This is a genomic window from Frigoribacterium sp. PvP032 (assembly GCF_017833035.1).
Lineage (GTDB): Bacteria > Actinomycetota > Actinomycetes > Actinomycetales > Microbacteriaceae > Frigoribacterium.
On record NZ_JAFIBM010000001.1, the window covers coordinates 2,546,091 to 2,572,480 of the forward strand.

General features: G+C 71.8%; 22 protein-coding genes and 2 tRNA genes. 10 read left to right on the forward strand and 14 right to left on the reverse strand.

Going from position 1 to position 26,390, the window contains the following annotated elements; genetic code table 11:
* Nucleotides 1-81: 81 nt before the first annotated feature.
* The 4 genes from JOE35_RS11665 to JOE35_RS11680 are packed head-to-tail and all read left to right on the forward strand — an operon-like array spanning nt 82 to nt 5,336.
* Nucleotides 82-1,719, forward strand: a complete 1,638-nt coding sequence (locus JOE35_RS11665) for an ABC transporter substrate-binding protein (RefSeq protein ID WP_209561209.1) — start codon at nt 82-84, stop codon at nt 1,717-1,719.
* The gene (locus JOE35_RS11670) at nt 1,697-2,719 is read left to right on the forward strand and encodes an ABC transporter permease (protein WP_209561210.1); all 1,023 of its coding nucleotides are present in this window, start codon (nt 1,697-1,699) and stop codon (nt 2,717-2,719) included. Before JOE35_RS11665 ends, JOE35_RS11670 begins: the two co-directional genes overlap by 23 nt.
* Complete coding sequence (locus JOE35_RS11675) at nt 2,716-3,582, forward strand: ABC transporter permease (protein WP_209561211.1); 867 nt, start codon at nt 2,716-2,718, stop codon at nt 3,580-3,582. Before JOE35_RS11670 ends, JOE35_RS11675 begins: the two co-directional genes overlap by 4 nt.
* Nucleotides 3,579-5,336, forward strand: coding sequence for an ABC transporter ATP-binding protein (locus JOE35_RS11680; RefSeq protein ID WP_307803061.1), 1,758 nt, complete (start codon nt 3,579-3,581; stop codon nt 5,334-5,336). Before JOE35_RS11675 ends, JOE35_RS11680 begins: the two co-directional genes overlap by 4 nt.
* Before the next feature lie 132 nt (nt 5,337-5,468).
* Here JOE35_RS11680 and proP read toward each other — a convergent pair whose 3' ends face one another.
* A complete protein-coding gene (gene proP, locus JOE35_RS11685) occupies nt 5,469-7,010 on the reverse strand; it encodes a glycine betaine/L-proline transporter ProP (protein ID WP_209561212.1) in 1,542 nt (513 codons plus the stop codon).
* Nucleotides 7,011-7,233: 223 nt separating this feature from the next.
* On the opposite strand from proP, the gene valS reads away from it, so the two are divergent.
* On the forward strand, nt 7,234-9,897 hold the full coding sequence (valS, locus tag JOE35_RS11690; RefSeq protein ID WP_245186102.1) for a valine--tRNA ligase: 2,664 nt from the start codon (nt 7,234-7,236) through the stop codon (nt 9,895-9,897).
* Nucleotides 9,897-10,157 (forward strand): hypothetical protein, encoded by a 261-nt coding sequence (locus JOE35_RS11695; protein WP_209561213.1) that lies wholly within the window; start codon nt 9,897-9,899, stop codon nt 10,155-10,157. The genes valS and JOE35_RS11695 overlap by 1 nt, the downstream gene beginning before the upstream one ends.
* Before the next feature lie 486 nt (nt 10,158-10,643).
* On the opposite strand, the gene JOE35_RS11700 is transcribed toward JOE35_RS11695, so the two are convergent.
* A complete protein-coding gene (locus JOE35_RS11700; RefSeq protein ID WP_209561214.1) occupies nt 10,644-11,057 on the reverse strand; it encodes a hypothetical protein in 414 nt (137 codons plus the stop codon).
* 84 nt (nt 11,058-11,141) lie between these two features.
* A complete protein-coding gene (locus JOE35_RS11705; RefSeq protein WP_209561215.1) occupies nt 11,142-11,960 on the reverse strand; it encodes a methyltransferase domain-containing protein in 819 nt (272 codons plus the stop codon).
* A gap of 35 nt (nt 11,961-11,995) precedes the next feature.
* On the opposite strand from JOE35_RS11705, the gene JOE35_RS11710 reads away from it, so the two are divergent.
* A complete protein-coding gene (locus JOE35_RS11710; RefSeq protein ID WP_209561216.1) occupies nt 11,996-14,038 on the forward strand; it encodes a M3 family metallopeptidase in 2,043 nt (680 codons plus the stop codon).
* 240 nt (nt 14,039-14,278) lie between these two features.
* Here JOE35_RS11710 and clpX read toward each other — a convergent pair whose 3' ends face one another.
* The 5 genes from clpX to JOE35_RS11735 form a co-directional block, all read right to left on the reverse strand.
* The gene (gene clpX / locus JOE35_RS11715) at nt 14,279-15,559 is read right to left on the reverse strand and encodes an ATP-dependent Clp protease ATP-binding subunit ClpX (protein ID WP_209561217.1); all 1,281 of its coding nucleotides are present in this window, start codon (nt 15,557-15,559) and stop codon (nt 14,279-14,281) included.
* A gap of 165 nt (nt 15,560-15,724) precedes the next feature.
* Nucleotides 15,725-16,387 carry an ATP-dependent Clp protease proteolytic subunit gene (locus JOE35_RS11720; RefSeq protein WP_123548230.1) on the reverse strand — a complete coding sequence of 221 codons (663 nt, stop codon included), beginning with the start codon at nt 16,385-16,387 and terminating at the stop codon, nt 15,725-15,727.
* 40 nt (nt 16,388-16,427) lie between these two features.
* The gene (locus JOE35_RS11725; RefSeq protein WP_209561218.1) at nt 16,428-17,015 is read right to left on the reverse strand and encodes an ATP-dependent Clp protease proteolytic subunit; all 588 of its coding nucleotides are present in this window, start codon (nt 17,013-17,015) and stop codon (nt 16,428-16,430) included.
* 161 nt (nt 17,016-17,176) lie between these two features.
* Nucleotides 17,177-18,499, reverse strand: coding sequence for a trigger factor (tig, locus tag JOE35_RS11730; protein ID WP_209561219.1), 1,323 nt, complete (start codon nt 18,497-18,499; stop codon nt 17,177-17,179).
* A gap of 62 nt (nt 18,500-18,561) precedes the next feature.
* A tRNA-Pro gene (locus tag JOE35_RS11735) sits at nt 18,562-18,634 on the reverse strand.
* A gap of 152 nt (nt 18,635-18,786) precedes the next feature.
* Between JOE35_RS11735 and JOE35_RS11740 the strand changes: the two genes are divergently transcribed.
* Nucleotides 18,787-18,857 (forward strand) — tRNA-Gly (locus tag JOE35_RS11740).
* 89 nt (nt 18,858-18,946) lie between these two features.
* Entirely contained in the window at nt 18,947-19,726 is a 780-nt protein-coding gene (locus JOE35_RS11745; protein WP_209561220.1) for an SGNH/GDSL hydrolase family protein, read from the forward strand.
* A gap of 27 nt (nt 19,727-19,753) precedes the next feature.
* Here the strand turns inward: JOE35_RS11745 and JOE35_RS11750 are convergent, their stop codons facing one another.
* Both JOE35_RS11750 and JOE35_RS11755 read right to left on the reverse strand, forming a co-directional pair.
* The gene (locus tag JOE35_RS11750; RefSeq protein WP_209562036.1) at nt 19,754-20,392 is read right to left on the reverse strand and encodes a response regulator transcription factor; all 639 of its coding nucleotides are present in this window, start codon (nt 20,390-20,392) and stop codon (nt 19,754-19,756) included.
* Nucleotides 20,393-20,428: 36 nt separating this feature from the next.
* The gene (locus JOE35_RS11755) at nt 20,429-21,826 is read right to left on the reverse strand and encodes a histidine kinase (RefSeq protein ID WP_209561221.1); all 1,398 of its coding nucleotides are present in this window, start codon (nt 21,824-21,826) and stop codon (nt 20,429-20,431) included.
* A 182-nt stretch (nt 21,827-22,008) separates the two neighbouring features.
* Here JOE35_RS11755 and JOE35_RS11760 point away from each other — a divergent pair, with 182 nt between their 5' ends.
* The gene (locus JOE35_RS11760; protein WP_123548224.1) at nt 22,009-22,500 is read left to right on the forward strand and encodes a Dps family protein; all 492 of its coding nucleotides are present in this window, start codon (nt 22,009-22,011) and stop codon (nt 22,498-22,500) included.
* Nucleotides 22,501-22,614: 114 nt separating this feature from the next.
* Here JOE35_RS11760 and JOE35_RS11765 read toward each other — a convergent pair whose 3' ends face one another.
* The 4 genes from JOE35_RS11765 to JOE35_RS11780 all read right to left on the reverse strand — a co-directional run bounded on the left by JOE35_RS11765 (nt 22,615) and on the right by JOE35_RS11780 (nt 26,380).
* The gene (locus tag JOE35_RS11765; protein ID WP_209561222.1) at nt 22,615-24,195 is read right to left on the reverse strand and encodes an amidohydrolase; all 1,581 of its coding nucleotides are present in this window, start codon (nt 24,193-24,195) and stop codon (nt 22,615-22,617) included.
* Complete coding sequence (locus JOE35_RS11770; RefSeq protein ID WP_209561223.1) at nt 24,192-24,815, reverse strand: FMN-binding negative transcriptional regulator; 624 nt, start codon at nt 24,813-24,815, stop codon at nt 24,192-24,194. Before JOE35_RS11770 ends, JOE35_RS11765 begins: the two co-directional genes overlap by 4 nt.
* Before the next feature lie 4 nt (nt 24,816-24,819).
* On the reverse strand, nt 24,820-25,794 hold the full coding sequence (locus JOE35_RS11775; RefSeq protein ID WP_209561224.1) for an Fpg/Nei family DNA glycosylase: 975 nt from the start codon (nt 25,792-25,794) through the stop codon (nt 24,820-24,822).
* A 100-nt stretch (nt 25,795-25,894) separates the two neighbouring features.
* Complete coding sequence (locus JOE35_RS11780; RefSeq protein WP_209561225.1) at nt 25,895-26,380, reverse strand: ribose-5-phosphate isomerase; 486 nt, start codon at nt 26,378-26,380, stop codon at nt 25,895-25,897.
* Nucleotides 26,381-26,390: the final 10 nt, after the last annotated feature.

Sequence of the window (26,390 nt, forward strand, 5' to 3'; positions counted from 1 at the left end):
CATGCCGCTAGACTCGACGGCGGCCTTGTTGTACCGAGTGCAACAAGCAGGCACGTCCCGTCATCCCCCGTTCGGAGCCCCATGCGCACGCGCCCTCTCTCCCTGCTCGCCCTCGCCTCGGCGGGAGCCCTGCTGCTCGCCGGCTGCACCCCGGGCGGCGCTGCCACCGACGACGGCACCCCGCGCGCCGGCGGCACCCTGACCTACGCGACCGGAGACGCCGAGCCCACCTGCCTCGACCCGCACGTCGGCGGGAACTACCCGCAGGCGCTCGTCTCGACCCAGTACCTCGAGTCGCTCGTGTCGAAGGACGCGGACGGGGAGATCGTGCCGTGGCTCGCCGACTCGTGGGTCGAGGCCGACGACGGCCTCAGCTGGACCTTCACGCTGCGCGACGGCGTCCAGTTCACGGACGGCACGCCCTTCGACGCTGCTGCGGTCGCGGCCAACGTGGCGCACCTGCAAGACCCGGAGACGCTCTCGTCGACCGGCTACCTCGCCCTGCAGAAGGTCACGGGCGTCGAGGCCGTCGACGCTCGGACCGCCCGCTTCGACCTCAGCGAGCCCGACAGCGCGCTGCTCGAGTCGCTCACCCAGCCGTGGCTCGCCATGGAGTCGCCGGAGGCGCTGCAGCGATCCCAGGAGGTGAACTGCGAGTCGCCGGTCGGCACCGGCCCGTTCGTGGTCGAGTCCTGGACGAAGCAGGACCGCGTCGTCCTCAGCCGCAACGACGACTACTCGTCGCCGCCTGCCGACGCCGATCACGACGGCCCCGCCCACCTCGACGAGGTCGTCTGGCGCTTCATCCCCGACTCCGCCGCTCGCTACGCGGCCCTCCAGGCCGGCCAGGTCGACGTCATCGACAACGTCCAGCCCGACACCCTGGTCGCCGCCGCGAAGGACGACACGCTCGACGAGATCGACGCGCCCCGTCCGGGCGCCGCGAACCGGATCGAGCTGAACTCGGGCAAGGCGCCCTTCGACGACGAGCGCGTGCGACAGGCCTTCATCACCGGGGTCGACGTGAACGACGGCATCGACTCGCTCTTCTTCGGCACGGCGAAGCGCTCCTACTCGCCCCTCTCGAGCGTCGAGCCGCTCGCGTGGTCGGACGAGTCGCTCTTCGACGTCGACCCCGACGCCGCCGGCGACCTGCTCGACGAGGCAGGCTGGACGGAGCGCGACTCCGAGGGCTACCGCACCAAGGGCGGCGAGCGCCTCTCCCTCGAGTTCCCCGTCAGCACGAACCAGTCGATCCCGGCCGAGCAGTCGCTCTTCGAGCAGATCCAGGCAGGGGCCAAGCAGCTGGGCATCGAGGTCGTGCTCTCGCCGCTCGACCTCTCGAGCTGGTACGGCGCCCTCGCCGCGAACGACTACGACCTGGTGAGCGCCCCGTACACGAAGGTCGGCCCCGACGTGCTGCGCATCCTCTACGACACGGCCGGCATCACGCCTGCCCCGAGCGGCTACTTCGCCAACCTGGCGCAGCTGAGCGACCCGGCGCTCGACGAGCTCCTGACCGACGCCGCTCAGACGAGCGACACCGACGAGCGGGCAGACCTGTACCAGCAGGCCCAGCAGACCATCCTCGAGAGCTACACGGTGCTGCCGCTCTACGACCAGCAGAACCACTACCTCGTGCGCTCGTCCGTGACCGGCGTCCGCGCCCTGCCGCCGGTCTCGGCCGTCACCTTGTATGACGCTTCCCGTACCGACTGAGGCGGGGCGCGACGCGCGGCCGGGCCGCCGCGCACGCCTGACGCGGGCCGCCGGGAGAGGTCGCGTCTCCTCGGCGGCCCGGTGGCTGCTCGGTCGCGTCGTCGGCGGCGTCGTCGTGCTCTGGGCGGTCGCCACGATGGTCTTCTTCGCGATCCGCCTGGTGCCCGGCGACCCGGCCGAGGCGATCCTCGGCGGGCCGGGCTCGCAGGCGTCGGCGGAGGCGCTGGCCCTGGTGCGGGAGCAGTACGGGCTGGACGACCCGCTCCTCCTGCAGTACCTGGCCCAGCTCGGCCGGCTGGCCACGGGCGACCTCGGCACGTCGTACTCGCTGCGCACCGACGTCGGCGCCCTGCTGCTCGACCAGCTCCCCGGCACGATCGTGCTGGCCGCGTGTGCGCTCGTGGTCGCGTGGCTGATCGCGCTCGGGACCGCCTGGTGGGCGACGCTGGGCGGCCGCGTGGCCGCCGCGGTCTCGTCCGGCCTCGAGGTCGTCGCGGCCGCGGTGCCGCACTTCTGGCTGGGCAGCGTGCTCGTGCTGGTGCTCAGCACCCAGCTCGGCCTGCTCCCGCCGGTGAGCACCGGCACGCCGATCGGGCTCGTGCTGCCCGTCGTCACGCTCGCCGTGCCGGTGGCAGGGTTCCTCGGCCAGGTGACCCGCGACTCCCTGCTCGACGCGGCGTCGTCGCCCTTCGCCCTGTCCGCGCGTGCCAGGGGCGAGTCGACCTCCGGGCTCTTCGGACGGCACCTGCTGCGGCACGCCGCGCTGCCCGGCCTGGCGCTCTCCGGCTGGGCCTTCGGCTCGCTGCTCAGCGGTGCCGTCGTCGTCGAGTCCGTCTTCGCCCGGCCGGGTCTCGGCCGCACGCTGCTCGGCGCCGTGACGCTGCGGGACATCCCGCTGGTCACCGGGGTCGCCCTCGTCTCCGCCCTGTCGTACGTCGTGGTCGTCGCGCTCGGCGACCTGGCCGAGCGGCTCGTCGATCCTCGGGAGCGAGCGTCGTGAGCGTCCTGCCGCGCACCCGGACGCCTCTCGCCCGCCTGGTCCACACCCGGCTCCGCGCCCCCGAGCTCGTCGCCGCCGTCGCCCTCTGCCTCGTCGTCGTGGCGGCCGTCGCGCCCGGCCTGCTCGCCCCCGCCGATCCCCTGGCGGTCTCGCCGACGGACGCGTTCACGCCCCCGTCGCTCGCGCACCCGTTCGGCACCGACGAGTCCGGCCGGGGCATCTGGACGCGCATGGTGCACGGCGCCGGCGCCAGCCTGTCGATCGGCGTCGCTGCCACGATCATCGGCACGGGCCTCGGCGTCGTCCTCGGCGTGGCCGCGGGCTTCGGGGGCGGCCGCCTGCCGGGGCGAGTGGCGGACGTGGCGGTGTCGCGCCTCCTCGAGGTCATGTTCGCCCTGCCGGGGCTGCTGCTCGCGCTCGTCGTGATCGCGTTCACGGGGCCGGGCGCCCTGCCCGCGACCGTCGCGGTGGGGCTCGCGACGGCACCGGGCTACGCGCGCATCGTGCGCAGCCAGGTCGTGCGCGTCCGTCGCTCGGCGATGGTCGAGGCGGCCGTCGTGCTGGGCCGCCGTCCGGGCGTCGTGCTCTGGCGACACGTCCTGCCGAACGCGCTCGCACCCGTCGTCGTGCTCGCGACGCTGGGCCTCGGCCAGGCGGTCGTCTGGGCGTCGTCGCTGAGCTACCTCGGGCTCGGGGCCCCGCCTCCTGCACCGGAGTGGGGCGCGATGCTCTCGGCTGGCCGGCTCTACGTCACGAGCGCGTGGTGGATGACCGTGTTCCCCGGGCTCGCCGTCGTGCTCACCGCAGCCTCGGCGACCGTGCTCGGCAGAGGACTCGCACGCCGGGGCGGAGGAGCCTCGTGACCGCCGCCGCTCCCCTGCTCGTCGTCGACGACCTCCGGGTCTCGTTCGGCTCCGGCCCGGTCGTCGACGGTGTCTCGTTCTCCCTCGCGGCCGGCGAGTGCGTGGCGATCGTGGGCGAGTCGGGCTCGGGCAAGAGCGTGACGGCGCGGGCCCTGCTCGGGCTCCCCGGCGGGACGGTCGCCTCCCGCCGTCTGACGCTCGGCGACACGGACCTGGGCAGCCTGCGCGAGGCAGGCTGGCGACGCGTGCGCGGCGCCCGCGTGGGCCTCGTCCTGCAGGACGCCCTCGTCTCGCTCGACCCCCTCCGCCCGATCGGCCGCGAGATCGACGACGCCCTGCGGCTGCACACCCGCCTGACCCCGCGACAGCGACGGGAACGGGCCCTGGAGGTGCTGGCCGAGGTGGGCATGCCCGACCCGGAGGCGCGGCTCGGCTCCCGCTCCGGCGAGCTGTCGGGCGGGCTGCGACAGCGGGCGCTGATCGCGGCGGCCCTCGCCGTGCGCCCCGAGCTGGTCGTCGCCGACGAGCCGACCACGGCGCTCGACGCCGAGGTGCAGCGGGTCGTCGTCGACCGGCTGCGGGCGCTGCGCGACGGCGGCACCGCCGTGCTGATGATCAGCCACGACCTCGGCGTCGTGCGGCGCCTGGCCGACCGCGTGGTCGTGATGCGGGCGGGCGAGGTCGTCGAGACGGGGCCGACGGCCGCCGTGCTCGACGCACCGCAGCACGAGTACACGCGGATGCTGGTCGCCGCCCTGCCGGGCGGTGCGCCCCGCGGTGCGCGGCTCTCCGCGCCGGCCGCTGCCGCCTCCCCGCCGGCACCGACGCCCGCGCCCGCGTCCCCGCCGGCACCAACGCCCGCGCCCGCGCCTCAGGCGCCGCTTCACCCAGCCGTGTCCTCCTCCATGAACCGCGTTCCGAACCATGAACCGGGACATGTCCCGGTTCATGGTTCGGAACGTGGTTCATCGTCGGCGACGCCCGCGTCGGTCGTGCTCGCCGCGAGCGGGCTCCGCCGCGTGTTCGCGGGCCGCCGCGGCGCACCCGACAGGGTCGCCGTCGACGACGTCTCCCTCGAGCTGCGCGCGGGCGAGACACTCGGCCTGGTGGGCGCCTCCGGGAGCGGCAAGACGACGACCGCGCGCCTCCTGCTCGGGCTGGACGACCCTGACGCCGGCACGGTCGAGCTGCTCGGCGAGGCGTGGGCACCCCTCCGCGAACGGGAACGCCGCGCACGGCGTCCGCTGCTCGGCGCGATCTACCAGGACCCGGCGAGCTCGTTCGACCCCCGGCTGCCCGTGGGCCGGCTCCTCGCCGACGCGCTCACGAGCGGCGAGCGCACGCGCGTCGGCGGCGGCGCGCTCCGTCGCGACGTGCTCGCCCTGCTCGACCGTGTCGGGCTCGCGGCCGACCTCGTCGACCGGGGCACCGCTTCCTTGTCGGGAGGTCAGCGGCAGCGCGTGGCCATCGCCCGTGCCCTCGCGCCGCGCCCGCAGGTGATCGTCTGCGACGAGCCGGTGTCAGCACTCGACGTCTCGGTGCAGGCGCAGGTGCTCGACCTGCTCGACGACCTGCAACGCGAGGAGGGGCTCGCCTACCTGTTCATCTCGCACGACCTCGACGTGGTCGGGCACATGGCCGACCGCGTCGCCGTGATGCAGGACGGCCGGGTCGTCGAGCAGGGCCGCACGACAGAGGTCTTCGCGGCGCCGCAGCACGAGCACACGCGGGCGCTGCTGGCCGCGCGTCCCTAGCGCCCTGCGCCGACCGCCGCACCAGCACCCCCCTGGCCGCCGACACCCTCCAGAACCGCAGAGACCCCTCGGCGCGCGCGAGGGTACGCGCGGGTCCGAGGGGTCTCGACGTGCTGGCGAATGCGTGCGGCGCTAGGCCCTCGCCGAGGCCTCGGCCGTCGTCTCGTCGTCGGCCGGCGGGCGCACGACCTGGATCGGCCCCGACTCGGCGAAGGCGAGCGCCCACTCCGACTTCGAGACCTCGCTCGACTCGTCCGAGTAAGCGGCGATCAGCTCCTGGGCCTCGGCGTCGGTGGCGACGGACGGGCCGGAGCCCATCAGCGGCTCGTTGGCCGTCTCCTTGGTGAACCAGACGGCGACGAGGCCGATCACCGCGGCGGCCATCAGGTAGAACGCGGGGATGTCGTGGGCCCAGCCGAAGCCGCGGCCCTCTGCCCAGACGACCAGCGCCTCCGTGGCGAGGGGCGTGGTGCCGCCGAACAGCGAGACGGACACGTTGAACGCGATCGCGAGGGCGCCGTAGCGGATGATCGTCGGGAACAGCGCGGGCAGCGTCGAGGGCATCGTCGAGGTGAACGTGACGAGCACGAGTCCGAGCACGAGCAGGCCCGCGAACGACAGCACGCCGTTGTCGCTCTGCACCATGCGGAGCGCCGGGAACGACAGCACCAGGAACCCGATGCAGCCGGCGAACAGCACGGGCCGTCGACCGAAGCGGTCGCTGAGCCGCCCGCCGAACGTGATGACGAGCATCATCAGCACCATCACGACGATGATGAAGAGCAGGCCGCTGGTGGCGTCGCGGCCGAGGGTGTTGGTCAGGTACGTCGGCATGTACGACAGCAGCATGTAGTCGGTCACGTTGAAGACCAGCACCAGGCCGACGCAGACGATCAGCGCACGCCAGTTCTCGCGGAACAGCTTGAGGAACGGCACCTTCTGGTGCTCGCGCTCGGACGCCTCGGCCTGCTGCTTCTGGAACGCGGGGGTCTCCTCGAGCTTGAGGCGCAGGTAGAGGCCGATCAGGCCGAGCGGCCCGGCGACGATGAACGGGATGCGCCAGCCCCAGCCGAGCAGCGCCTCCTCGCTCAGGCCGAGCTGCAGGGCGGTCACGAGGGAGGCGCCGAGCACGTAGCCGCCGAGGGTCCCGAACTCGAGCCACGAGCCCATGAAGCCGCGGCGCTTGTCGGGCGAGTACTCGGCGATGAAGGTCGCGGCGCCGCCGTACTCGCCGCCGGTCGAGAAGCCCTGCAGGAGGCGCGCCAGCAGCAACAGGATCGGCGCCCAGATGCCGATGGTCGCGTACGACGGGATGAGGCCGATGGCCAGCGTTCCCGCGGCCATCAGGATCATCGTCATGGCCAGCACCTTCTGCCGGCCGATGCGGTCGCCGAGCGGGCCGAAGAACGCGCCGCCGATCGGGCGGACGACGAAGGCCGCGGTGAACGTGCCGAACGTGAAGAGGATGTTCAGGGCGTCGTTCCCTGGCGGGAAGAAGACCTGCGCGATGGTCGTGGTGATGTAGGCGTAGACGCCGAAGTCGAACCACTCCATGGCGTTGCCGAGCGCAGCGGCGCTGACGGCGCGCTTGAGCATCGACTCCTCGACGACGGTGACGTCGTCGGTGGTGAGCTCGCGGCGCGTGGCCTTCGGGCTGTTCTTGCGGGCAGACATGTGTCGGGATACCTCCGGGTGATCGGACGGAGCGCGACCACGGTGTCGGGCAAAACCGGACGAGGCTAACAGAGACCGGCATGTCAGTTCCAGTGCAGTCATCGCAACACTGCCCTGACCGCACCTTTCCGTGCCGCCGCCCGCCCGGTGCGTACACTGGGGCAGTCCCACAACCAGGCGCCTCCCCACCGACACGGCGCCGCCCACAGAACCGGAGCAGCCCATGACGTCACCTATGCCCGAGAAGCCCGCCCTCGAGGGGCTGGAAGCCCGCTGGGGCCAGGCCTGGGAAGAGTCGGGCACCTACCGGTTCGACCGTGACCAGGCGACCCGCGCCTCCGTGTTCTCGATCGACACCCCGCCGCCGACCGCGTCGGGCAGCCTGCACATCGGCCACGTCTTCAGCTACACGCACACCGACGTCAAGGCGCGCTTCGAGCGCATGCGCGGCGCGAGCGTCTTCTACCCGATGGGCTGGGACGACAACGGCCTGCCCACCGAGCGCCGCGTGCAGAACTTCTACGGCGTGCGCTGCGACCCGTCGCTGCCCTACGACGCCTCGTTCACGCCTCCCTTCGAGGGCGGCGACGGCAAGTCGGCCAAGGCCGCCGACCAGGTGCCGATCTCGCGCCGCAACTTCGTCGAGCTCTGCGAGCGCCTCACCGTCGAGGACGAGAAGCAGTTCGAGGACGTCTGGCGGAAGCTCGGCCTCTCGGTCGACTGGACGCAGAGCTACCGCACGATCGACGACCGGTCGCAGGCGATGGCGCAGAAGGCCTTCCTCCGCAACCTCGCCCGAGGTGAGGCCTACCAGGCCGACGCGCCCACGCTGTGGGACGTGACCTTCCGCACCGCGGTCGCCCAGGCAGAGCTCGAGGACAAGGAGGTGCCGGGCGCGTACCACAAGCTCGCGTTCCACCGCACGGACGGCGAGGGCGACGTCCTCATCGACACGACGCGACCCGAGCTGCTCCCCGCCTGCGTGGCCCTCGTCGCGCACCCCGACGACGAGCGCTACCAGGCCCTCTTCGGCACGACCGTCCGGTCGCCGCTCTTCGACGTCGAGGTGCCCGTGGTCGCGCACCACCTGGCGCAGCCCGACAAGGGCTCCGGCATCGCGATGGTCTGCACCTTCGGCGACACGAACGACGTCGTGTGGTGGCGCGAGCTGCAGCTGCCGAACCGTGCCGTGATCGGCTTCGACGGCCGCTTCGTCAGCGAGGCCCCCGCCGCGATCGAGTCGGAGGCGGGTCGCGAGGCCTACGCCCAGCTCGCCGGCAAGACCGTCTTCAGCGCGAAGACCGCGATCGTCGAGCAGCTGACCGCCTCGGGCGAGCTGATCGGCGAGATCCGCAAGATCTCGCACCCCGTCAAGTTCTTCGAGAAGGGCGACAAGCCGCTCGAGATCGTCTCGACCCGCCAGTGGTACATCGTGAACGGCGCCCGCGACGAGGCCCTGCAGCAGTCGCTGCTCGAGCGCGGCCGCCAGGTCGGCTTCCACCCCGACTTCATGCGCGTGCGCTACGAGAACTGGGTCAACGGCCTCAACGGCGACTGGCTCATCTCGCGCCAGCGCTTCTTCGGCGTGCCGCTGCCCGTCTGGTACCCGCTCGACGCCGACGGCAACCCCGTCTTCGACGACGTGATCGTGCCCGACGAGGCGTCGCTGCCCGTCGACCCGTCGAGCGACCCTGCACCCGGCTACGACGAGTCGCAGCGCGGCGTGCCCGGCGGGTTCCAGGGCGAGCTCGACGTGATGGACACCTGGGCGACGTCGTCGCTCACCCCGCAGCTGGCGGGCGGCTGGGAGGCCGACCCCGAGCTCTTCGAGCTCGTGTTCCCGTACTCGCTGCGCCCCCAGGGCCAGGACATCATCCGCACCTGGCTCTTCTCGACGGCGCTCCGCTCGCAGCTCGAGCACGGCACGGTCCCGTGGACGGACGCGTCGATCTCGGGCTTCATCGTCGACCCCGACCGCAAGAAGATGTCGAAGTCGAAGGGCAACGTCGTCACGCCGGCCGCGATGCTCGACGACCACGGCTCCGACGCGGTCCGATACTGGGCCGCCTCCAGCCGGCTCGGCACCGACGCGGCCTTCGACCCGCAGAACCCGAAGCAGATAAAGATCGGCCGCCGCCTGGCGATCAAGGTCCTGAACGCGGCGAAGTTCGTCTACTCGTTCGAGCTGCCGTCGGGCGAGTTCTCGATCACCGAGCCGCTCGACCGCGACCTGCTCGCGTCGTTCGCCGCCGTCGTGTCGACCGCGACCGAGGCGCTCGAGGGCTACGACCACGCCAGGGCGCTCGAGGTCACGGAGAAGTTCTTCTGGACCTTCTGCGACGACTACCTCGAGCTCGTCAAGGAGCGCGCGTACGGTGCGACGACGCCCGCCGAGCAGGCCTCGGCCGTGCTCGCCCTGCGCACCACCATCGACGGCCTGCTGCGCCTGCTCGCGCCGTACCTGCCGTTCGCGACGGAGGAGGTGTGGTCGTGGACGCACGACGACTCCGTGCACCGCGCCTCCTGGCCGACCGCTGCCGAGCTCGGCGAGGTGGGCGCGCCGACCGGCCTGCTCGGCCTCGTCGGCGAGGCGCTGATCGGCGTCCGCCGTGCGAAGTCGGACGCGAAGGCGTCGCAGAAGACGCCGGTCGTGTCGGCGACGATCTCGGCGCCGGCCGCCCAGCTCGAGGTGCTCCGCGGGGCGTCCTCCGACCTGGCCGCGGTGGGCAAGATCCAGTCGCTCGAGTTCGTCGAGGGCGAGTCGCTGGCCGTGACCGCGATCGAGCTCGGCGAGCTGCCGGAGGCGGCTGCTGCTGCCCCGGCTGCGGGTGCGGCTGCGGCTGCTGCTGGCTCCTCGGCCGCACCGACCCCGGCAGCGGGCGCCTGATGCAGCTCGGCACGCGCTGGAGCGTGGGAGGCGCGGCCCCGGCCAGCCTCCCCGCCCCGGTGCTCGGCGCGGTCGCCCAGGTCGAGCGCGAGCTCGCCGACGAGGGCGTCGACGCGTCGTCCTGGCGCTGGACGCTCACGTACCTCGAGCACCGGCCCGTCGTCGAGCTCGACGACGGCACGGTCATCCGTGTCGACGCCGTGACGGGCGAGGCGCACGTGCACGCCCCCGACGACGCCGACGCCTCCGACGAGGACTAGCCCGGCCTCACCTCCGGTACAGCCCCCGTAATTCGAGAGGGATCCGCCCCGCCGAGCCCGGCCTGCCCCGCAGACGGCTCTCGCGGCCGCGGATCCCTCTCGCTTTGCGCCCCCGCGCCCCTGGTCCTCCGCAAATGCCGACCGCTGAGCCCGCTCACCACCTCCAGTACCCGGATCTCCCGCTATTGGACGGGGCGCGGTCGGCATCTGCGGAGCTCTGCCCGCGGGACGTAGGTCAGGCTCCGGGATCCGAATGCGACCCGTTGCCTTCACAGGGGGTCCGAGCATGAGCACGATCCGCAGTTCCTCGGACAGTGCGGTCTGGCCTGAAGACGCACGTGATCATGCCGACCATCGCGATGATGACCACGTACGAGACCGTGCCGCCTCCATCTCCGCCTGACGACCATGCGGCGCTGATGCTCGCGACGATGACGAGCACGCACAAGAAGACAGCCGAGATCTGGAGTTCGGCGCGCGTCATCGTCACACCAGCGAGTAGAACTCGTTCTCGAACCCGACCGTGAAGATGGGGCCCCCTGTCGAACCGAGAGGCACCATGATGGCGGCGCGGATCTGCCACTTGATCCTCTGGTACTCAGCGTTCCTGAGACCTGCGTGGTACACCTTCTGCGCCGCTGCGGACCCCATCGCGTGGTGTGTTCCGCCCACGGCGATGACGCCGAGGATGATCGGGAGGAACGCGATCTCGGTTCCGTTCGCGGGATCATCCACCGCCCCGCCCTCGCCGCGCCCGTCCAGGGCCCGTTCCGTTCCGACTTCACCGGCGGCCGTCGCCACCCTTTCGTTCGCGGATGCGCCTGTCGCACACCCAAGCGTCAGTGAGATTCCCAGGGCCGTGGCCAGCCCGAGTCTCGAGATCTTGCGGATGACTGGCATGTCGTTCCTTCCGATCGAGGGCAATTGTGCGCCCGATCGCAGACTAGGTCACATCTGGAACGATGTATATCAAGTGCGCCGGAATCAGGCGCGGGCGACGATCTCGCCGTGCGGCATCAGCAGCCACCCGTCGGGGGTGTCGCGCCACGCCCGCCAGGCGTCCGCGATCGCGCGCAGCTCGGCGTCGGTCGCGACGCCCTTGGCGATCGCGTCCCCGTGGAACGCCGACTCCGTCGCACGGGCGGCCCAGCTGTCGCCCCACCAGGTCCGCTCCTCGTCCGAGGCGAAGCACCATGAGGAGGCGCTGCTCGAGACCGCCTCGAGGCCGGCCTCGAGCGCCCAGCCCTTGAGGCGCCTCCCGGCATCGGGCTCGCCGCCGTTCCCGCGGTGCACCTGCTGGTAGACGTCCATCCAGCGGTCGAGGCCCGCCGACTCGGGCGCCCAGAACGTGCCGTGGTAGTCGACCTCGCGAGCGGCGACGACTCCCCCGGGCCGGGCGACGCGGCGCATCTCGCGGAGTGCGCCGACCGGGTCCGCCACGTGCTGGAGCACCTGGTGCGCGTGCACGACGTCGAACGTGTCGTCGTCGAACGGCAGCTCGTACAGGTCGGCCGTGACGAACTCCACGTTCTCGACGCCCCTGGCTGCCGCGAGCTCGGCGGCCTGCGCCACGATCCCGGCCGCCGCGTCGACGCCGACGACCCGGCCCGGCGCGAGCCGCTCGGCGAGGTCGACCGTGATCGTGCCGGGACCGCACCCGACGTCGAGCAGCGACTGCCCCGGACGGAGGTGCGGCATGAGGTAGGCCGCGCTGTTCTCGACCGTGCGCCACGCGTGGCTCCGCAGCACGCTCTCGTGGTGCCCGTGGGTGTACGTCGCGCGCGGTGCTGTCGGTTCGCTCATGCGCCCGACCCTAGCGAGCCTCCTAGTGTGGGCTGATGACGAACCCGTTCCTCGAGCCGAGCTCCCTGCCGTACGCGCTGCCGCCCTTCGCCGAGATCACCGACGACGACTGGCTGCCCGCCTTCGAGGCCGGCCTCGAGCAGCAGCGAGCCGAGCTGGAGGCGATCGCGACCGACCCCGCCGAGCCGACGTTCGCCAACACGCTCGAGGCGCTCGAGCGCAGCGGCCGGATCCTCGCCCGGGTCGAGCACGCCTTCTTCGACAAGGCCTCGAGCGACTCGAACGACGTCACGAACGCCCTCGAGCTCGAGCTCGCTCCCCGACTCGCCGCCCACGCCGACGCGATCCGCCTCGACCCGCGGCTGTGGCGGCGCCTCGACGCCCTGCACGCGCGACGCGCCGAGCTCGACCTCACCGCCGAGCAGCGCTACCTGCTCGAGCGCACCGTGGCCGACTTCGTCCGGGCCGGTGCCGCCCTCGGCGATGACGACAAGGAGGCGCTGCGCCAGCTGAACCAACAGCTGTCGACCCTGACCACCCGCTTCGAGAAGGCGCTCCTGGCTGACACGAACGAGCTGGCGGTCGTCGTGCGCGACCCCGACGAGCTGCGCGGCCTCAGCGAGGGCCAGCTCGGCGCGGCGGCCGAGGCGGCACGCGAACGTGGGCTCAACGACGCCTGGGTGGTGTCGCTCGTGCTGCCGACGGGGCACCCGCTGCTGGCGTCGCTCGACGACCCGGGGCTGAGGGAACGCGTGATGACCGCGTCGCTGTCGCGCGGGCGGCGCGGAGGCGAGAACGACACCCGGGCGCTCGTACTCGAGATCACCCGGCTCCGGGCCCGGCGCGCCGTCCTCCTCGGATTCCCCGACCACGCCTCCTGGGTGACGGCCGGTGAGACGGCGGGCAGCCCTACGGCCGTCGCCGACCTGCTCGGCCGGCTCGCGGTGCCCGCGGCCAGGAACGCCGCCGCCGAACTCGTCGACCTCCGCGAGCTCGCTGCGGACGAGTCCTCCGGCACAGACGTCCGTGCCTCCGACTGGGCGTGGTGGGCCGAGAAGGTCCGCGCCCGGCGCTTCGACGTCGACACGACCGTCATGCGCGACTACTTCGAGGCCGACCGGGTGCTGCACGACGGCGTCTTCCACGCCGCCTCCCGCCTGTACGGCCTCGAGTTCGCGGAGCGGGACGATCTCGTCGGCCCGCACCCGGACGCCCGCGTCTTCGAGGTGACCGAGAACGGCGGCGAGCCGGTCGGCCTGTACGTGCTCGATCTGTACACCCGGGACTCGAAGCGCGGCGGGGCCTGGATGAACCCGCTCGTGTCGCAGTCGGACCTGCTCGGCCTGCCCCCGGTCGTCGTGAACAACCTCAACGTCTCGAAGCCCTCGACGGGCTCGCCGACCCTGTTGACGCTCGACGAGGTGACGACGCTGTTCCACGAGTTCGGCCACGCCCTGCACGGTCTGCTCGCCCGGGTGACCTACCCGTCGTTCTCGGGCACGAACGTGTTCCGCGACTTCGTGGAGTTCCCGAGCCAGGTCAACGAGATGTGGATGCTCTGGCCAGAAGTCCTCGAGAACTACGCCGTCCACCACGTCACCGGCGAGCGCATGCCGCAGGAGCTCGTCGAGAAGCTCGTCGCCTCCCGCAGCTACGGCGAGGGCTTCGCGACGAGCGAGTACCTCGCCAGCGCCCTGCTCGACCAGGCGTGGCACACGCTCTCGCCCGAGCAGGCGGACCAGGTCGACGACGTCGAGGCCTTCGAGCAGGAGGCGCTGGCCGCGGTGGGCCTCGACCTCGCGCAGGTGCCCCCTCGCTACTCGTGCACGTACTTCGCGCACACCTTCGCGGGCGGCTACGACGCCGGCTACTACTCGTACATCTGGAGCGAGGTGCTCGACGCCGACGCCGTGGAGTGGTTCGAGCAGAACGGCGGCCTGAGCCGGGAGGCAGGCGACCGGTTCCGCGCGCGGCTGCTCGGCGTCGGCGGGTCGAGGGACCCGCTCGAGGCCTACCGCGACTTCCGCGGCCGCGACGCCCGGGTCGAGCCCCTGCTGGAGCGTCGCGGGCTCGCCTGACCCCCCTCCCGCCCCGCTCGGCCCTGGCCGGCGGGTTCCCGTCCCGGCCGGCGGGTTCCGCTCGCCCCCGGCGGGCGGGCGCTGACCCGCCGGGCACGACGGGAACCCGCCGACATCAGTGGCGGAGGCGTGGTGACCCGCCGGGGAGGGCAGGAACCCGCCGACTTCGGAGCGGGCACACGAGAACGCCCTGGGCCGCGAGGACCAGGGCGTTCAGGAGGTGCGGCGACGGCGCGCGGGCTAGGCCGACTTCTCGATGCGCTCGTCGACGAGGCGGGGAACGATGGTCGGCGCCGCGTTCTCGAGCACGGAGGCGCGGGTCACGACGACCTTGCCGACCGTGTCGTCAGACGGGACGTCGAACATGATCGGCCCGAGCACCTCTTCGAGGATCGCGCGGAGCCCGCGGGCGCCGGTCTGTCGCAGGACGGCAAGATCGGCGATCGACTCGAGAGCCTCGTGCTCGAACTGGAGCTCGACCCCGTCGATCTCGAACATTCGCTGGTACTGCCGCACGAGGGCGTTCTTCGGCTCGGTGAGGATCTGCATCAGCGCGGCCTGGTCGAGCTGCGTCACCGTCGTCACGACCGGGAGGCGACCGATGAACTCGGGGATGAGCCCGAACTTGTGCAGGTCTTCCGGCAGGACCTCGCTGAACAGCGCCGCCTCGTCTTCTTTGCTGTGCAGCGGGGCGCCGAAGCCGATGCCGCGCTTGCCCGCACGGTTCGAGATGATGTCCTCGAGACCGGAGAACGCGCCGGCCACGATGAAGAGCACGTTGGTCGTGTCGACCTGGATGAACTCCTGGTGCGGGTGCTTGCGACCGCCCTGGGGAGGCACCGACGCGACGGTGCCCTCGAGGATCTTGAGCAGTGCCTGCTGCACGCCCTCGCCCGACACGTCGCGGGTGATCGACGGGTTCTCGGCCTTGCGCGCGATCTTGTCGATCTCGTCGATGTAGATTATGCCCGTCTCGGCCCGCTTGACGTCGTAGTCGGCGGCCTGCACCAGCTTGAGCAGGATGTTCTCGACGTCCTCGCCGACGTAGCCCGCCTCGGTGAGGGCCGTGGCGTCGGCGACGGCGAACGGGACGTTGAGCCGCTTGGCCAGGGTCTGGGCGAGATAGGTCTTGCCGCAGCCCGTCGGGCCGATCAGCAGGATGTTGGACTTCGAGATCTCGACCTCGTCCGCGAGCGACTCGGCCGCCGTCAGCGTCGAGGCGGCCCGGATGCGCTTGTAGTGGTTGTAGACCGCGACGGACAGCGCGCGCTTGGCGGCGTCCTGTCCGATCACGTACTCCTCGAGGAACGAGTAGATCTCGCGGGGCTTGGGGAGGTCGAACTCGCTCGCGGGCTCGTCCCCGGCCTCGGCCAGCCGCTCTTCGATGATCTCGTTGCAGAGCTCGACGCACTCGTCGCAGATGTAGACGCCGGGACCGGCGATCAGCTGCTGCACCTGTTTCTGGCTCTTGCCGCAGAACGAGCACTTCAGCAGGTCAGCGCTCTCACCGATGCGTGCCATGCCCGGCCTCCCTACGAGATCGTCGACGCCCCCTGTCGGACGCCGTCCTCCGAGCCTAACCCGATCCCCCGACACTGAGGGACCGACCTGCGGTCCGGACGCGACGGAGCCCCGGGCAGCGTGCCCGGGGCTCCGTCGTCGTGCCGCGGAACGGCGCGTGGTCAGCTAGCGCGTGAGCGCGGGCTGGTTCTTGCGCGAGGTCAGCACCTGGTCGACCAGGCCGTAGGCCAGCGCCTCGTCGGCACCCAGGATGTTGTCGCGCTCGATGTCGCGGTTGACCTGCTCCGGCGTCTTGTTCGAGTGCTTCGACAGCGTCTCCTCGAGCCAGGTGCGCATGCGCAGCACCTCTTTCGCCTGGATCTCGATGTCCGACGCCTGGCCGCCGCTGCTGCCGCCGGTCGCGGGCTGGTGGATCAGCACACGGGCGTTGGGCAGGGCGAGGCGCTTGCCGGGCTGACCGGCGGCGAGCAGGACGGCCGCGGCCGACGCCGCCTGGCCGAGGCACACCGTCTGGATCTCGGGACGGATGTACTGCATCGTGTCGTAGATCGCCGTCATGGCCGTGAAGGAGCCGCCGGGCGAGTTGATGTAGAGCGTGATGTCGCGATCGGGGTCCATGCTCTCGAGCACGAGCAGCTGGGCCATGATGTCGTCGGCCGAGGCGTCGTCCACCTGCACCCCGAGGAACACGATGCGGTCCTCGAAGAGCTTGGCGTACGGGTCCTGGCGCTTGTAGCCGTAGGCCGTGCGCTCTTCGAAGCTGGGGAGGATGTACCGGGAGCTGGGGGTCTGCAGTCGGCCTGCGCCGCCCATCATCGGGAGTTCCATGAGTGTGTCTCTTTCTCTGCTGACGATCGGGGAGGGAGGTCTACGACTGGTCCGTGCCGGCGCCGCCGACGACGTCGATGGCCGAGCCGCGGATGTGGTCGACGAAGCCGTACTCCAGGGCCTCCTCGGCGGTGAACCAGCGGTCGCGGTCGCCGTCCTCGTTGATCTGCTCGACGGTCTTGCCCGTCTGGGCCGCGGTGATCTCGGCGAGGCGCTGCTTCATCGAGAGGATGAGCTGTGCCTGCGTCTGGATGTCGGAGCTGGTGCCGCCGAAGCCGCCGTGCGGCTGGTGCAGCAGCACGCGCGCGTTCGGCGTGATGTAGCGCTTGCCCTTGGTGCCGGCGGTCAGGAGCAGCTGGCCCATCGAGGCCGCCATGCCGATGCCCACCGTCACGATGTCGTTCGGCACGAACTCCATGGCGTCGTAGATCGCCATGCCCGCGGTGATCGACCCGCCGGGCGAGTTGATGTAGAGGTAGATGTCCTTCTCGCTGTCCTCAGCGGCGAGGAGCAGGAGTTTCGCTGCGATCTCGTTGGCGTTCTCGTCGCGCACCTCAGAACCGAGCCAGATGATGCGGTCCTTGAGAAGTCGGTCAAAAACACTGTTGGGCAGTGTCACGTCGGCCATGGTGGAGCTCCCATTCGTTGTCGCTTGTCGTCGAATCTATCCGGTGGGGCGCACGGGTTCCGGGCTGTTCGCCCACGGCAATAACTTCCGCCCCGCACGACGGAGGGCCGGGTGCAGAAGCACCCGGCCCTCTCGACTCGTCAGCGACGCGTCAGCTCAGCTCACGCGTGGTCGTGACCCTCGTGGTCGTCGTCGCCGCCGACGCCCGCGGTGGCGGTGAAGGCAGACAGGTCGACCTCGTTGCCCTCGCCGTCGACGACCTTGGCCTTCGACAGCACGACCGCGAGGGCCTTGCTGCGGGCGACCTCTCCCACCATGGCCGGGATCTGGCCGTTCTGGTCGAGCACCTTGATGAACTCGCCGGGCTCCATGCCGTACTGGGCGGCGCCCTGGATCAGGTACTGGGTCAGCTCGTCCTGCTCGACCTTGACCTCTTCCTTCTCGGCGATCGCGTCGAGGAGGATCTGGTTGCGGAAGGCCTTCTCGCTGCTCTCGGTCACCTCGGTGCGGTGCTCAGCATCTTCGAGGCGGTTCTCCTGCTCGAGGTGACGGTGCACCTCGTCCTCGACGAGCTTCTCGGGCACGGGGATCTCGACGGACTCGAGCAGCTTCTCGACGACCTGGTCGCGAGCCTGGGCGCCCTGGCCGAACGTCTTCGACTTGGCCAGCTGCTCCTTCAGGTCGCCCTTGAGCTCGTCGATGGTGTCGAACTGGCTGGCGATCTGCGCGAAGTCGTCGTCGGCCTCGGGGAGCTCGCGCTCCTTGACCGCGGTGACGGTCACGGCGATCTGGGCGGTCTCGCCCTCGCGGTCCCCGCCGAGCAGCTTCGACTCGAAGGTGGTGCTCTCGTCGGCGGTCAGCGACTCGAGGGCCTCGTCGATGCCCTCGATGAGCTCGCCTGAGCCGAGCTCGTACGACACGCCCTGGGCGGTGTCGACGGTGTCGTCGCCGATGGTGGCCGTCAGGTCGATCTGGACGAAGTCGCCGGTCGTGGCCGGGCGGTCGACGGTGACGAGGGTGCCGAAGCGCGTGCGCAGGTTCGACAGCTCCTCGTCGACCTCGTCGTCGCTGATCTCGACCGAGTCGACCGTGAGCTCGATGCCCTCGTAGTCGGGCAGGTCGAAGTCGGGACGCACGTCGACCTCGACGGCGATGGTCAGGTCGCCGGAGAAGTCCTTCACGTCGGGCCAGGAGACGACATCGGCCTCGGGGCGACCCAGGACGCGGATCTCGGTCTCGGAGACGGCCTCGCGGTAGAACTTGTCGAGGCTCTCGCTGACCGCGTGGTTCAGGACCTCTTCACGACCGACGCGCTGGTCGATGATGGGCGGCGGCACCTTGCCCTTGCGGAAGCCGGGGATGTTGATCGACTCCGCGATGTGGCCGTAGGCGTGCGTGACGCTGGGCTTGAGCTCGTCAGGGCTGACGACGATGTTGAGCTTGACGCGCGTGGGGCTGAGCTTCTCAACGGTGGTCTGGACCAATGTGGGGCTTCTCCTGTGTTGGTTGTGCTGAACTCACGTCCGAGACAGCAGGTAGACGATCGTCGGGGCGACAGGACTCGAACCTGCGATCTTCCGCCCCCAAAACGGACGCGCTAGCCACTACGCTACGCCCCGTATATCACCTGTCACGACGAGCTCCGTTGGTCCCGTTGAGGTCGGGTGGAGACAAGCCTCGTAGGAGTCTAGCCGACCTGACGGGCGCCCGTGCGGGGCCGGTCGGAGACATGCCCTATAGTTGGCAGCACCCATGTGGCGCAGGTCACTCCGGGGATGTAGCTCAATGGTAGAGCCTCAGTTTTCCAAACTGATGGCGCGGGTTCGATTCCCGTCATCCCCTCCGAATTCTCGTCTGCTGCCCCCGAAGAGGGGATGCCTGCAGCTGCGGCTTGGTCGTGAGCCGCCGCGGGGATGCCTCATGATCTGAGGATGGATCGCGCGAAGATCGCCGGGGCCGCGCTCGCGGCGGCGGGCCTGGCCCTGCTCGCGACGGGGTGCAGCGCCCCCGCGACCACCGCCTCCTTCGGGTCTGCCCCGGCCTCTGCCCCGCAGGCCGCCGCGTCGGCCGTGCCCGGCGACCACGCGGCCGACGAGGACCGAGACGCCGTGCGCGTCGCGATCGTCGGCGACTCGCTGACCGCCGGCGGCGGGCGACTGCTCAGCGACGGCCTCGACGCGAACACGTGGATGACGTACGCGCGCGGCGACGGCGTCGAGTGGGTCGGCGGGTACGCCAAGGGCGGCAGCACGATCCAGGAGCAGGCCGCGGTCGTGACCCCGGTCGCCGACGTCGACGTGCTCGTGCTGATGTCGGGCACGAACGACGTGCGCAAGGGGATCGGCTTCGCCGAGTCCGCGGCCTCGTACGACGCGGTCGTCGCCACGATCGCCCCTCGGCACGTCGTCGTCGCGGCCATCCCGCCCTACGACCGCTCCCCCGCGGCCGCCGCCGTGTACCAGCGCGCCCTCGAGCGGCACGTGCTCGAGAAGGGCTGGACCTGGACCGACCCGTGGGGCTTCGCCCGCGACGGCCTCGTCTTCGCGGCAGGCACGTCGCCCGACGGCATCCACCCCACGACGGCCGGCTACCAGCGACTGGGCGAGTCGCTCCGCGAGACGATCCTCGACGTGGGCGACCCGCGCGACGACCTGCTGCAGGCCGGACCCGCGGTCGACGACGCACCGGCAAGCACGTCCGCGACGAGCTAGGGAACCACTCGTCGCCGTCGCCGCGAGCTACCGCTGCAGGAACGCGAGCACGGCGAGCACCCGACGGTGGTCGCTGCCGCTGTCCTCGAGCAGCAGCTTCTGGAAGATCGAGGTGACGTTCTTCTCCACCGCGCCGGTGCCGATCACGAGGGCCGCGGCGATGGCGGCGTTGGTGCGCCCCTCGGCCATCAGCCCGAGCACCTCGCGCTCCCGGGGCGTCAACGCGGCGAGCGGATCGCCCCGACGCCCGAGCAGCTGCGAGACGACCTGGGGGTCGAGCACCGTGCCGCCGTCGGCCACCCGGCCGAGCGCGTCGCCGAACTCGTCCACGGAGGCGACCCTGTCCTTGAGCAGGTAGCCCACCCCTCCGCTGCCCGCCTCGAGCAGGTCGCGGGCGTAGGCCACCTCGACGTACTGGGAGAGCAGCAGGATCCCGAGGCCGGGACGGCGGCGCCGGGCCTCGATCGCGGCACGGACCCCCTCGTCGGTGTGGGTCGGGGGCATGCGCACGTCGAGCACCGCGACGTCCGGCGCCTTCTCGTCGAGCTGGGCGAGCAGGGAGTCCGCGTCGCCGTAGGCCCCGACGACGTCGGCCCCGATCTCGTCGAGCAGCCGGACGAGCCCCTCGCGGAGCAGCACCGAGTCGTCCGCGACGACGACGCGCAGGGCGGGGGTCACAGGTCGCTCGGGCACCCCGTCAGTCTAGGGAGCAGTCGGCTCGGCCTCGGCGGCCGAGTCGTCGACGAGCGGGATGCTCACCGTGACGATGGTCGGTCCGCCTGCCGGGCTGGAGATGTCGAGGAACCCGCCCAGGCCGACGAGGCGTTCCTGCACCCCGGCGAGGCCGTGCCCGTCGCGGAGGCCCGCGCCGCCGTGTCCGTCGTCGGTGACGACGAGCTCGAGCAGGGTGCCCCTGCCGTCGGGCGCCGTCCGCGTGCGCAGCGCGAGGTCGGCCGAGCTCGCGGACGAGTGCTTGCCGGTGTTGGTCACGAGCTCGGAGGCGATGAAGTAGGCGTTCCGCTCGATGTCCGCGGGCAGCACGACGTGGGCGGGGACCCGGTTCAGGAGCGCCGTCGGTATGACGGCCCGGTCGACGAGGGACTCGAGCGCCGCGACCAGCCCCCGGTCGAGCAGCAGAGGAGGCGCGAAGCCGCGGGACAGGGCGCGCAGCTCCTCGAGGGCCTCGCGCGACTGGGCCCGCGCCTCCTCGATCAGGGCCTTGCCCTTCTCCGGGTCGGAGTCGACGGCCCTGGCCGCCGCGGCGAGGTCCATCTGCAGCCGGACGAGGCGCTGCTGCGGCCCGTCGTGGATGTCGCGCTCCAGGCGCCGGAGGGCCGTGCCCTCGGCGGACAGCGCCGCGGTGCGGGAGATCTCGCGGTCGGCGAGCTCGACGGCGAGCTCGTCGCTGCGGAAGCCGCCGAGCATGGCCGCCGCGATCGCGTGGTGCATGACGACGAAGCCGTGCACGACGAAGGGCATCAGCAGCACGACGCCGGCGAGCACGACGGCCCCCAGGAGGAGGAGCAGCAGCCCGGCGCCGCCCCCGAAGACCGTGTGCAGGCCGTTGCCGCCGGGCACGCTCCCGACGACGACGCCGCCGAAGACGAACAGCAGGGCGGGGCCTGCGACCAGCAGCACGATGACGGTCGTCGTGAGGGCGGCCGCGGCCGGGAACACGACGAGGCCGTAGAGCAGGTAGAGCCAGTAGTGCGGGTTCGCGAACGCCGACAGCGCGCGGACCGCCCGGTTGTCGGAGCGGCCCCAGGTCGTGTTCGGCGTCCAGTCGACGGGCCGCACCGGCCGGTCGATCGCCCAGCGCAGGCGGATCACCTCGAAGGTCCCGAACCAGCGCGCCAGCCACAGGCTCGCGAAGACCACGAGGGCGAGGAAGACGAACCCGACGACCGAGTTGTCGGCCTGGCCGAGCGAGCGGAAGAACAAGGTGGAGAGGCCGCCGATCACGACGACCAGCACGGCCGAGAGCGCGACGTAGCCGAGCTCGCGGGGCAGCGCACGCCAGCGACGCCCGTAGCCGCCGGGCGGGGCCGGCGGCGAGAGGTAGGGGTTCGTGGGGGCGCTGATGGTGCTCTCCTGGGTCATGCCTCGAGCCTCGCGGAGGCGCGGGCCAGGACCCATGGTGCCAGCGCCCGAGAGACTGGTGGGGTTATCCCCCGCACGGGGAGGTGAGGCCAGGCTGCCCTCGGTGAGCCGAGCCTCAGCTTGCTTGCGGAATTTCCTCAGCCCTCTACCGTGGGGTAGATCGTCTAGGAAAGGACACCGCCATGACCGACGCCACCACCATCACCGTCCCCCAGGGTTCCGTCGACCCCGACGTCGCCGCCGGCGTCGCCCAGTTCCTCAGCCCGATCGTGACCGACCTCACGGCGCTGTCGGTCAACGGCAAGCAGGCGCACTGGCACGTCCGCGGCATCGCGTTCGTCGCCGTGCACGAGCTGATCGACGTGGTCGTCGACCACGCCCGCGAGTGGGCCGACCTCGCCGCGGAGCGCGTCGTCGCCCTCGGCCTGCCGGTCGACGCCCGCATCGAGACGGTCGCCGCCAAGACCAGCATCCCGACGACCTCGCCCGGCTTCAACCAGATCGACCGCACGATCGCCGAGCTGGTCGCCCAGATCGACGCCTCGCTCGTCGCCGTCCGCACGGCCATCGACGAGCTCGGCGAGCTCGACGCGTCCAGCCAGGACGTGGCCATCGAGATCTCCCGTGGTCTCGAGAAGGACCGCTGGTTCCTCGCCGCGCACGTCGCCGGCTGAGCCCGCCCCTCCTGACGAACGGAGGCCGTCGCCCCTCGGGGCGGCGGCCTTCGTCGTGCGCGGTCCCGTCCTGACTCGGACACGGGGCCGGGGCCGGGGCCGGGGCCGGGCACCCTAGAGGGCGCGGTGCGTGAACCTGCCTCCGAGCAGGGTCGCCGAGACGACCATCGCGCGCAGCCCGTGGTCCGTCGCGGTGAGCGGGTCGGCCTCCGTCACGACCAGGTCGGCCGCGGAGCCGATCTCGACGCTCGTCCGGCCGCCGGTCGACGCGGCGAGAGCCGTCCGGGCTGCCAGTCGCTGCTCCGGGTGCCACGGGTCGCGGCCGTCCCTGGCACGCCAGACGGCTGCCGCCATCGCCACCCAGGGGTCGAGCGGCGCGACCGGGGCGTCCGAGCCCAGCTGGAGGCGCACCCCTGCCTCGGCGAGGCTCCCCCAGGCGTACGAGCGCCCGGTGCGGCCCGCCCACAGCCGGTCGGCGACGTCGCGGTCGTCCATGGCGTGCTCGGGCTGGACGCTCGCCACGACGCCGAGCCGGGCGAAGCGGGCGACGTCGTCGGGGTCGAGCAGCTGCGCGTGCTCGATCGAGCCGGCGCAGCCGACCTCCTCGAGGGCGTCGAGGGCCGACGCGTTCGCCGCGTCGCCGATCGCGTGCACCGCGGGCACCAGGCCCGCCGAGGAGGCGCGTCTCAGGTAGGCGACGAGCGCCTCCTTCCCGTAGGTCGCCACGCCCCGCGCCGCGGGGTCGCCCTCCATGCCGACGTAGGCGTCCCGGCACCACGCGGTGCGGGTGCCGAGCGAGCCGTCGGTGATGATCTTGGCCGGCCCCATCTCGACGAGGCCGTGCGTGCCGGGGATCACGTCGCCGGTGCGCAGGCCGCGGTCGACGACCTCGTCGAGGTCGGCCGGGTAGACGCCGGCCCGCACGCGGAGGCACGTCGTGCCCGCCGCCACCCTGCGGGCCCAGCGGTCGACCGAGAGGGTCATCTCGAGGTCGACGATCCCCACGACGCCTCTCGCGGCGGCGGCCTCGGCGGCCTCGCCCACCCACTCGTCGAGCTGGTCCTCCGAGACGGCGCTGACCGCGGTGCTCACGGCGAAGGCGTCCGCCTCGCGCAGCAGGCCCGTCGGGTGGCCGGCGTGACCGTGGGCCGCGAGGGCCCGGGAGTCGAGCCAGACGGAGTGCAGGTCCTTGCTGACGAGCACGACGGGGACGTCGCCGGAGACGGCGTCGAGCAGGGCCCTGGTGGGCTCGTCGGCCCAGAGCGCGTCCTGGAACCCGTAGCCGATCAGGGGCTGCCCGGGCGCCGGGGGCTGCGAGCGGAGACGCTCCCCCACGAGCGACGCCGCCTCGGCGGCCGACCCGGCCGCCGACACGTCCAGGCGACGACGCACGAGCGCCCACTGGTCCATGTGCACGTGGGAGTCCCAGAGGCCCGGCCCGAGCCACCGGCCGTCGAGGTCGACGACCTCGGCGGCCCCGCCGACCTCGGCGCCGTCGACGACCGCGAGCCCCCGGCCGATCTCGGCGACGACGCCGTCGCGCAGGAGGACGTCGACGCGATCGGCGTCGACGGAGCTGTGGACGCCGGTGAGGCGGGCGTTCCTCAGGAGCACGGGGGGCGCCTCCTCGGGCCCGCTGCCGGTGCCGGCGCCCTGTCCGGAGGAGGTCCCGGCACTCTGCTGGCTGCTGCTCATCGGTCGCGGACCCGACGCATCTCGGCGGCCAGGGCCGGCTGCGCGTAGTGCTCGCCGTGCTCGAGCTCGTCCACGATGCGGTCGACGACCTCGGGCGCCTTGTTCTGGCTCAGCTTGGCGCGCGCGTCGAACCGGGTGACCCGCAGCCGGATGCCGACGGTGCCCTTCGCCACACGGCGCGAGCCCTCCTCGTCGAGCGTGAGGGTCGACGGCTCGGGCATGACGCGCTCGAAGTGGTCGACGAGCTCGCCGAGCACGCGGAAGTTCTCGTCGTCCGACAGGATCTCCGGCGTGCCCCAGAGGTGCGCCGTGACGTGGTTCCAGGTCGGGATGATCTGCTCGGCGGGGTACCACCCCGGCGAGACGTAGCCGTGCGGGCCCTGGACGATCACCATCACCTCGGCGGTGCCCAGCTCGAGCGAGCGCTCGTCGGGCCGGCCCACGTGGCTGACCAGCACGATCGCGTCGGGGTCGGCACGGTCGTCCTCGAGCACGACCGGGTAGTGCGACGCGACGATGCCCTCCGCGGTCGAGGCCACGATCGTGGCCCACGGGTTCTCGCGGATCAGCCGTCTGACCTCGTCGACGTCGGACTGGACGAAGTGCGGAGTGTGGCGCATGGGCTCAAGTCTGGTCGACCGGGCACCAGTAGAGCTTCCGACCCGCGGCCATCTCCATCACGATGTTCGTGCCGCAGACCCGGCAGGGCAGGCCCTCGCGGTGGTAGACCCAGTGCCGGTCGGCCCGGCTGCGCAGTGCCTTGGCGTGCTGCGCCTTCGTGAGGCCGTCCATCGTCATCATCTGGCCGAGCTCGACGCCGCTGCGGAGCAGCTTGGTCCAGTCCTTGTAGATCGCCTTCAGCACGTCCTCCGGGACCTGGTTGCCGGGGGTGTGCGGATCCAGCCGAGCACGGAAGAGCAGCTCGGCACGGTAGATGTTCCCGATGCCGCTCACGACGCTCTGGTCCATCAGCAGCAGGCCGATCGGGGTGCGCTTCTTGCGCACCGTCGTGACGAAGCGGTCGCTCCCCTTCCTCGGCGAGTCGACGAGGGGGTCCGGGCCGAGCTTGGCGATCGCCGTGTCGACCCCGGCCGCGTCGAGCACCTCGCACTTCGTGGGGCCGCGCAGGTCGCCGACGGCCGTGTCGGTGAGCAGGCGCACGCGCACCTGGCCGACGGGCTCGGGCGGGAACGACTCGATGTCGTCCTCGGCCTTCTCCTGCTCGGCCATCCGCACGCGGCTGCGACGCGGTGCCCCGATGCTCGCCATCGAGTCCTCGCCGTCGTCGTCGGGGGCGTTCTCCGCCTTGCGGGTGCGGGCCCTGCGCGTCCGCGACTCGGCCATCGAGTGGCCCGTGGCGATGTCGCCCGCGAAGTCCCACGCCCCGTAGAGGCCGAGGTGCACGTGCAGCCAGAGGCCGTTGTCGAACTCGAGGAACATCTGCTTGCCGACGGCCTTGGCGTCGACCATCGTCGCGCCGTCGAGCTTCTCGGCGCCCGCGGCGAACCGCCCTTGGGGCGAGCTCACCTCGCACCGGCTCCCGACGAAGGTCTGCTCGAACTGGTTGGCGATGCGGTGGACGGAATGGCCCTCGGGCACGGCGGCACCTCACTGGCTGGGTGGATCGGCCGTGGCCGGTCCGACGGGGGACGACGGAGCGGCGGGGCCCGGAGGCCCCGCCGCTCTCGACGTTACGTCGTCAGTCGACCGGGTGCCCGGCGATCGCCCCGGTGGTCTCGTACTCGCCGACCTGGGCGATGCGGCGGACGTGGCGCTCGTCGTGGCTGAAGGGCTCCGCGACGAACGCGTCGATGAAGGCCAGCGCCTCCGCCTCCGTGTGCTGCCGCGCGCCGATCGCGATCACGTTCGCGTCGTTGTGCTGACGCGCCAGCTTCGCGGTCGAGTCGTTCCAGACCAGGGCGGCGCGGACCCCCTCGACCTTGTTCGCGGCGATCTGCTCGCCGTTGCCTGAGCCGCCGAAGACGACGCCGAGGGCCTCGTGCCCGGCCTGCTGGTCACGGACGACGGCGCGGGCCGCCGCGATGCAGAACGACGGGTAGTCGTCGAGCGGCTCGTAGCTGGTCGGACCGTGGTCGGTGACGTCGTGGCCGGCGTCGGAGAGGTGACGGATGACGGTCTTGCTGAAGTCGAGACCGGCGTGATCGGTCGCCACGTGGATGCGCATGGTGACGATC

Bases quoted from the DNA above. Each gene is read 5' to 3' on its own strand.
- JOE35_RS11725 (WP_209561218.1), bottom strand. From the start codon at position 17,015: ATGGCCGACGTGACACTGCCCAACAGTGTTTTTGACCGACTTCTCAAG.
- JOE35_RS11705 (WP_209561215.1), bottom strand. From the start codon at position 11,960: ATGAGCGAACCGACAGCACCGCGCGCGACGTACACCCACGGGCACCAC.
- JOE35_RS11760 (WP_123548224.1), top strand. From the start codon at position 22,009: ATGACCGACGCCACCACCATCACCGTCCCCCAGGGTTCCGTCGACCCC.
- JOE35_RS11720 (WP_123548230.1), bottom strand. From the start codon at position 16,387: ATGGAACTCCCGATGATGGGCGGCGCAGGCCGACTGCAGACCCCCAGC.
- proP (WP_209561212.1), bottom strand. From the start codon at position 7,010: ATGTCTGCCCGCAAGAACAGCCCGAAGGCCACGCGCCGCGAGCTCACC.
- JOE35_RS11710 (WP_209561216.1), top strand. From the start codon at position 11,996: ATGACGAACCCGTTCCTCGAGCCGAGCTCCCTGCCGTACGCGCTGCCG.
- JOE35_RS11700 (WP_209561214.1), bottom strand. From the start codon at position 11,057: ATGCCAGTCATCCGCAAGATCTCGAGACTCGGGCTGGCCACGGCCCTG.
- valS (WP_245186102.1), top strand. From the start codon at position 7,234: ATGACGTCACCTATGCCCGAGAAGCCCGCCCTCGAGGGGCTGGAAGCC.
- JOE35_RS11770 (WP_209561223.1), bottom strand. From the start codon at position 24,815: ATGCGCCACACTCCGCACTTCGTCCAGTCCGACGTCGACGAGGTCAGA.
- JOE35_RS11665 (WP_209561209.1), top strand. From the start codon at position 82: ATGCGCACGCGCCCTCTCTCCCTGCTCGCCCTCGCCTCGGCGGGAGCC.
- JOE35_RS11670 (WP_209561210.1), top strand. From the start codon at position 1,697: ATGACGCTTCCCGTACCGACTGAGGCGGGGCGCGACGCGCGGCCGGGC.
- clpX (WP_209561217.1), bottom strand. From the start codon at position 15,559: ATGGCACGCATCGGTGAGAGCGCTGACCTGCTGAAGTGCTCGTTCTGC.
- JOE35_RS11755 (WP_209561221.1), bottom strand. From the start codon at position 21,826: ATGACCCAGGAGAGCACCATCAGCGCCCCCACGAACCCCTACCTCTCG.
- JOE35_RS11780 (WP_209561225.1), bottom strand. From the start codon at position 26,380: ATGCGCATCCACGTGGCGACCGATCACGCCGGTCTCGACTTCAGCAAG.
- JOE35_RS11765 (WP_209561222.1), bottom strand. From the start codon at position 24,195: ATGAGCAGCAGCCAGCAGAGTGCCGGGACCTCCTCCGGACAGGGCGCC.
- JOE35_RS11745 (WP_209561220.1), top strand. From the start codon at position 18,947: ATGGATCGCGCGAAGATCGCCGGGGCCGCGCTCGCGGCGGCGGGCCTG.
- JOE35_RS11695 (WP_209561213.1), top strand. From the start codon at position 9,897: ATGCAGCTCGGCACGCGCTGGAGCGTGGGAGGCGCGGCCCCGGCCAGC.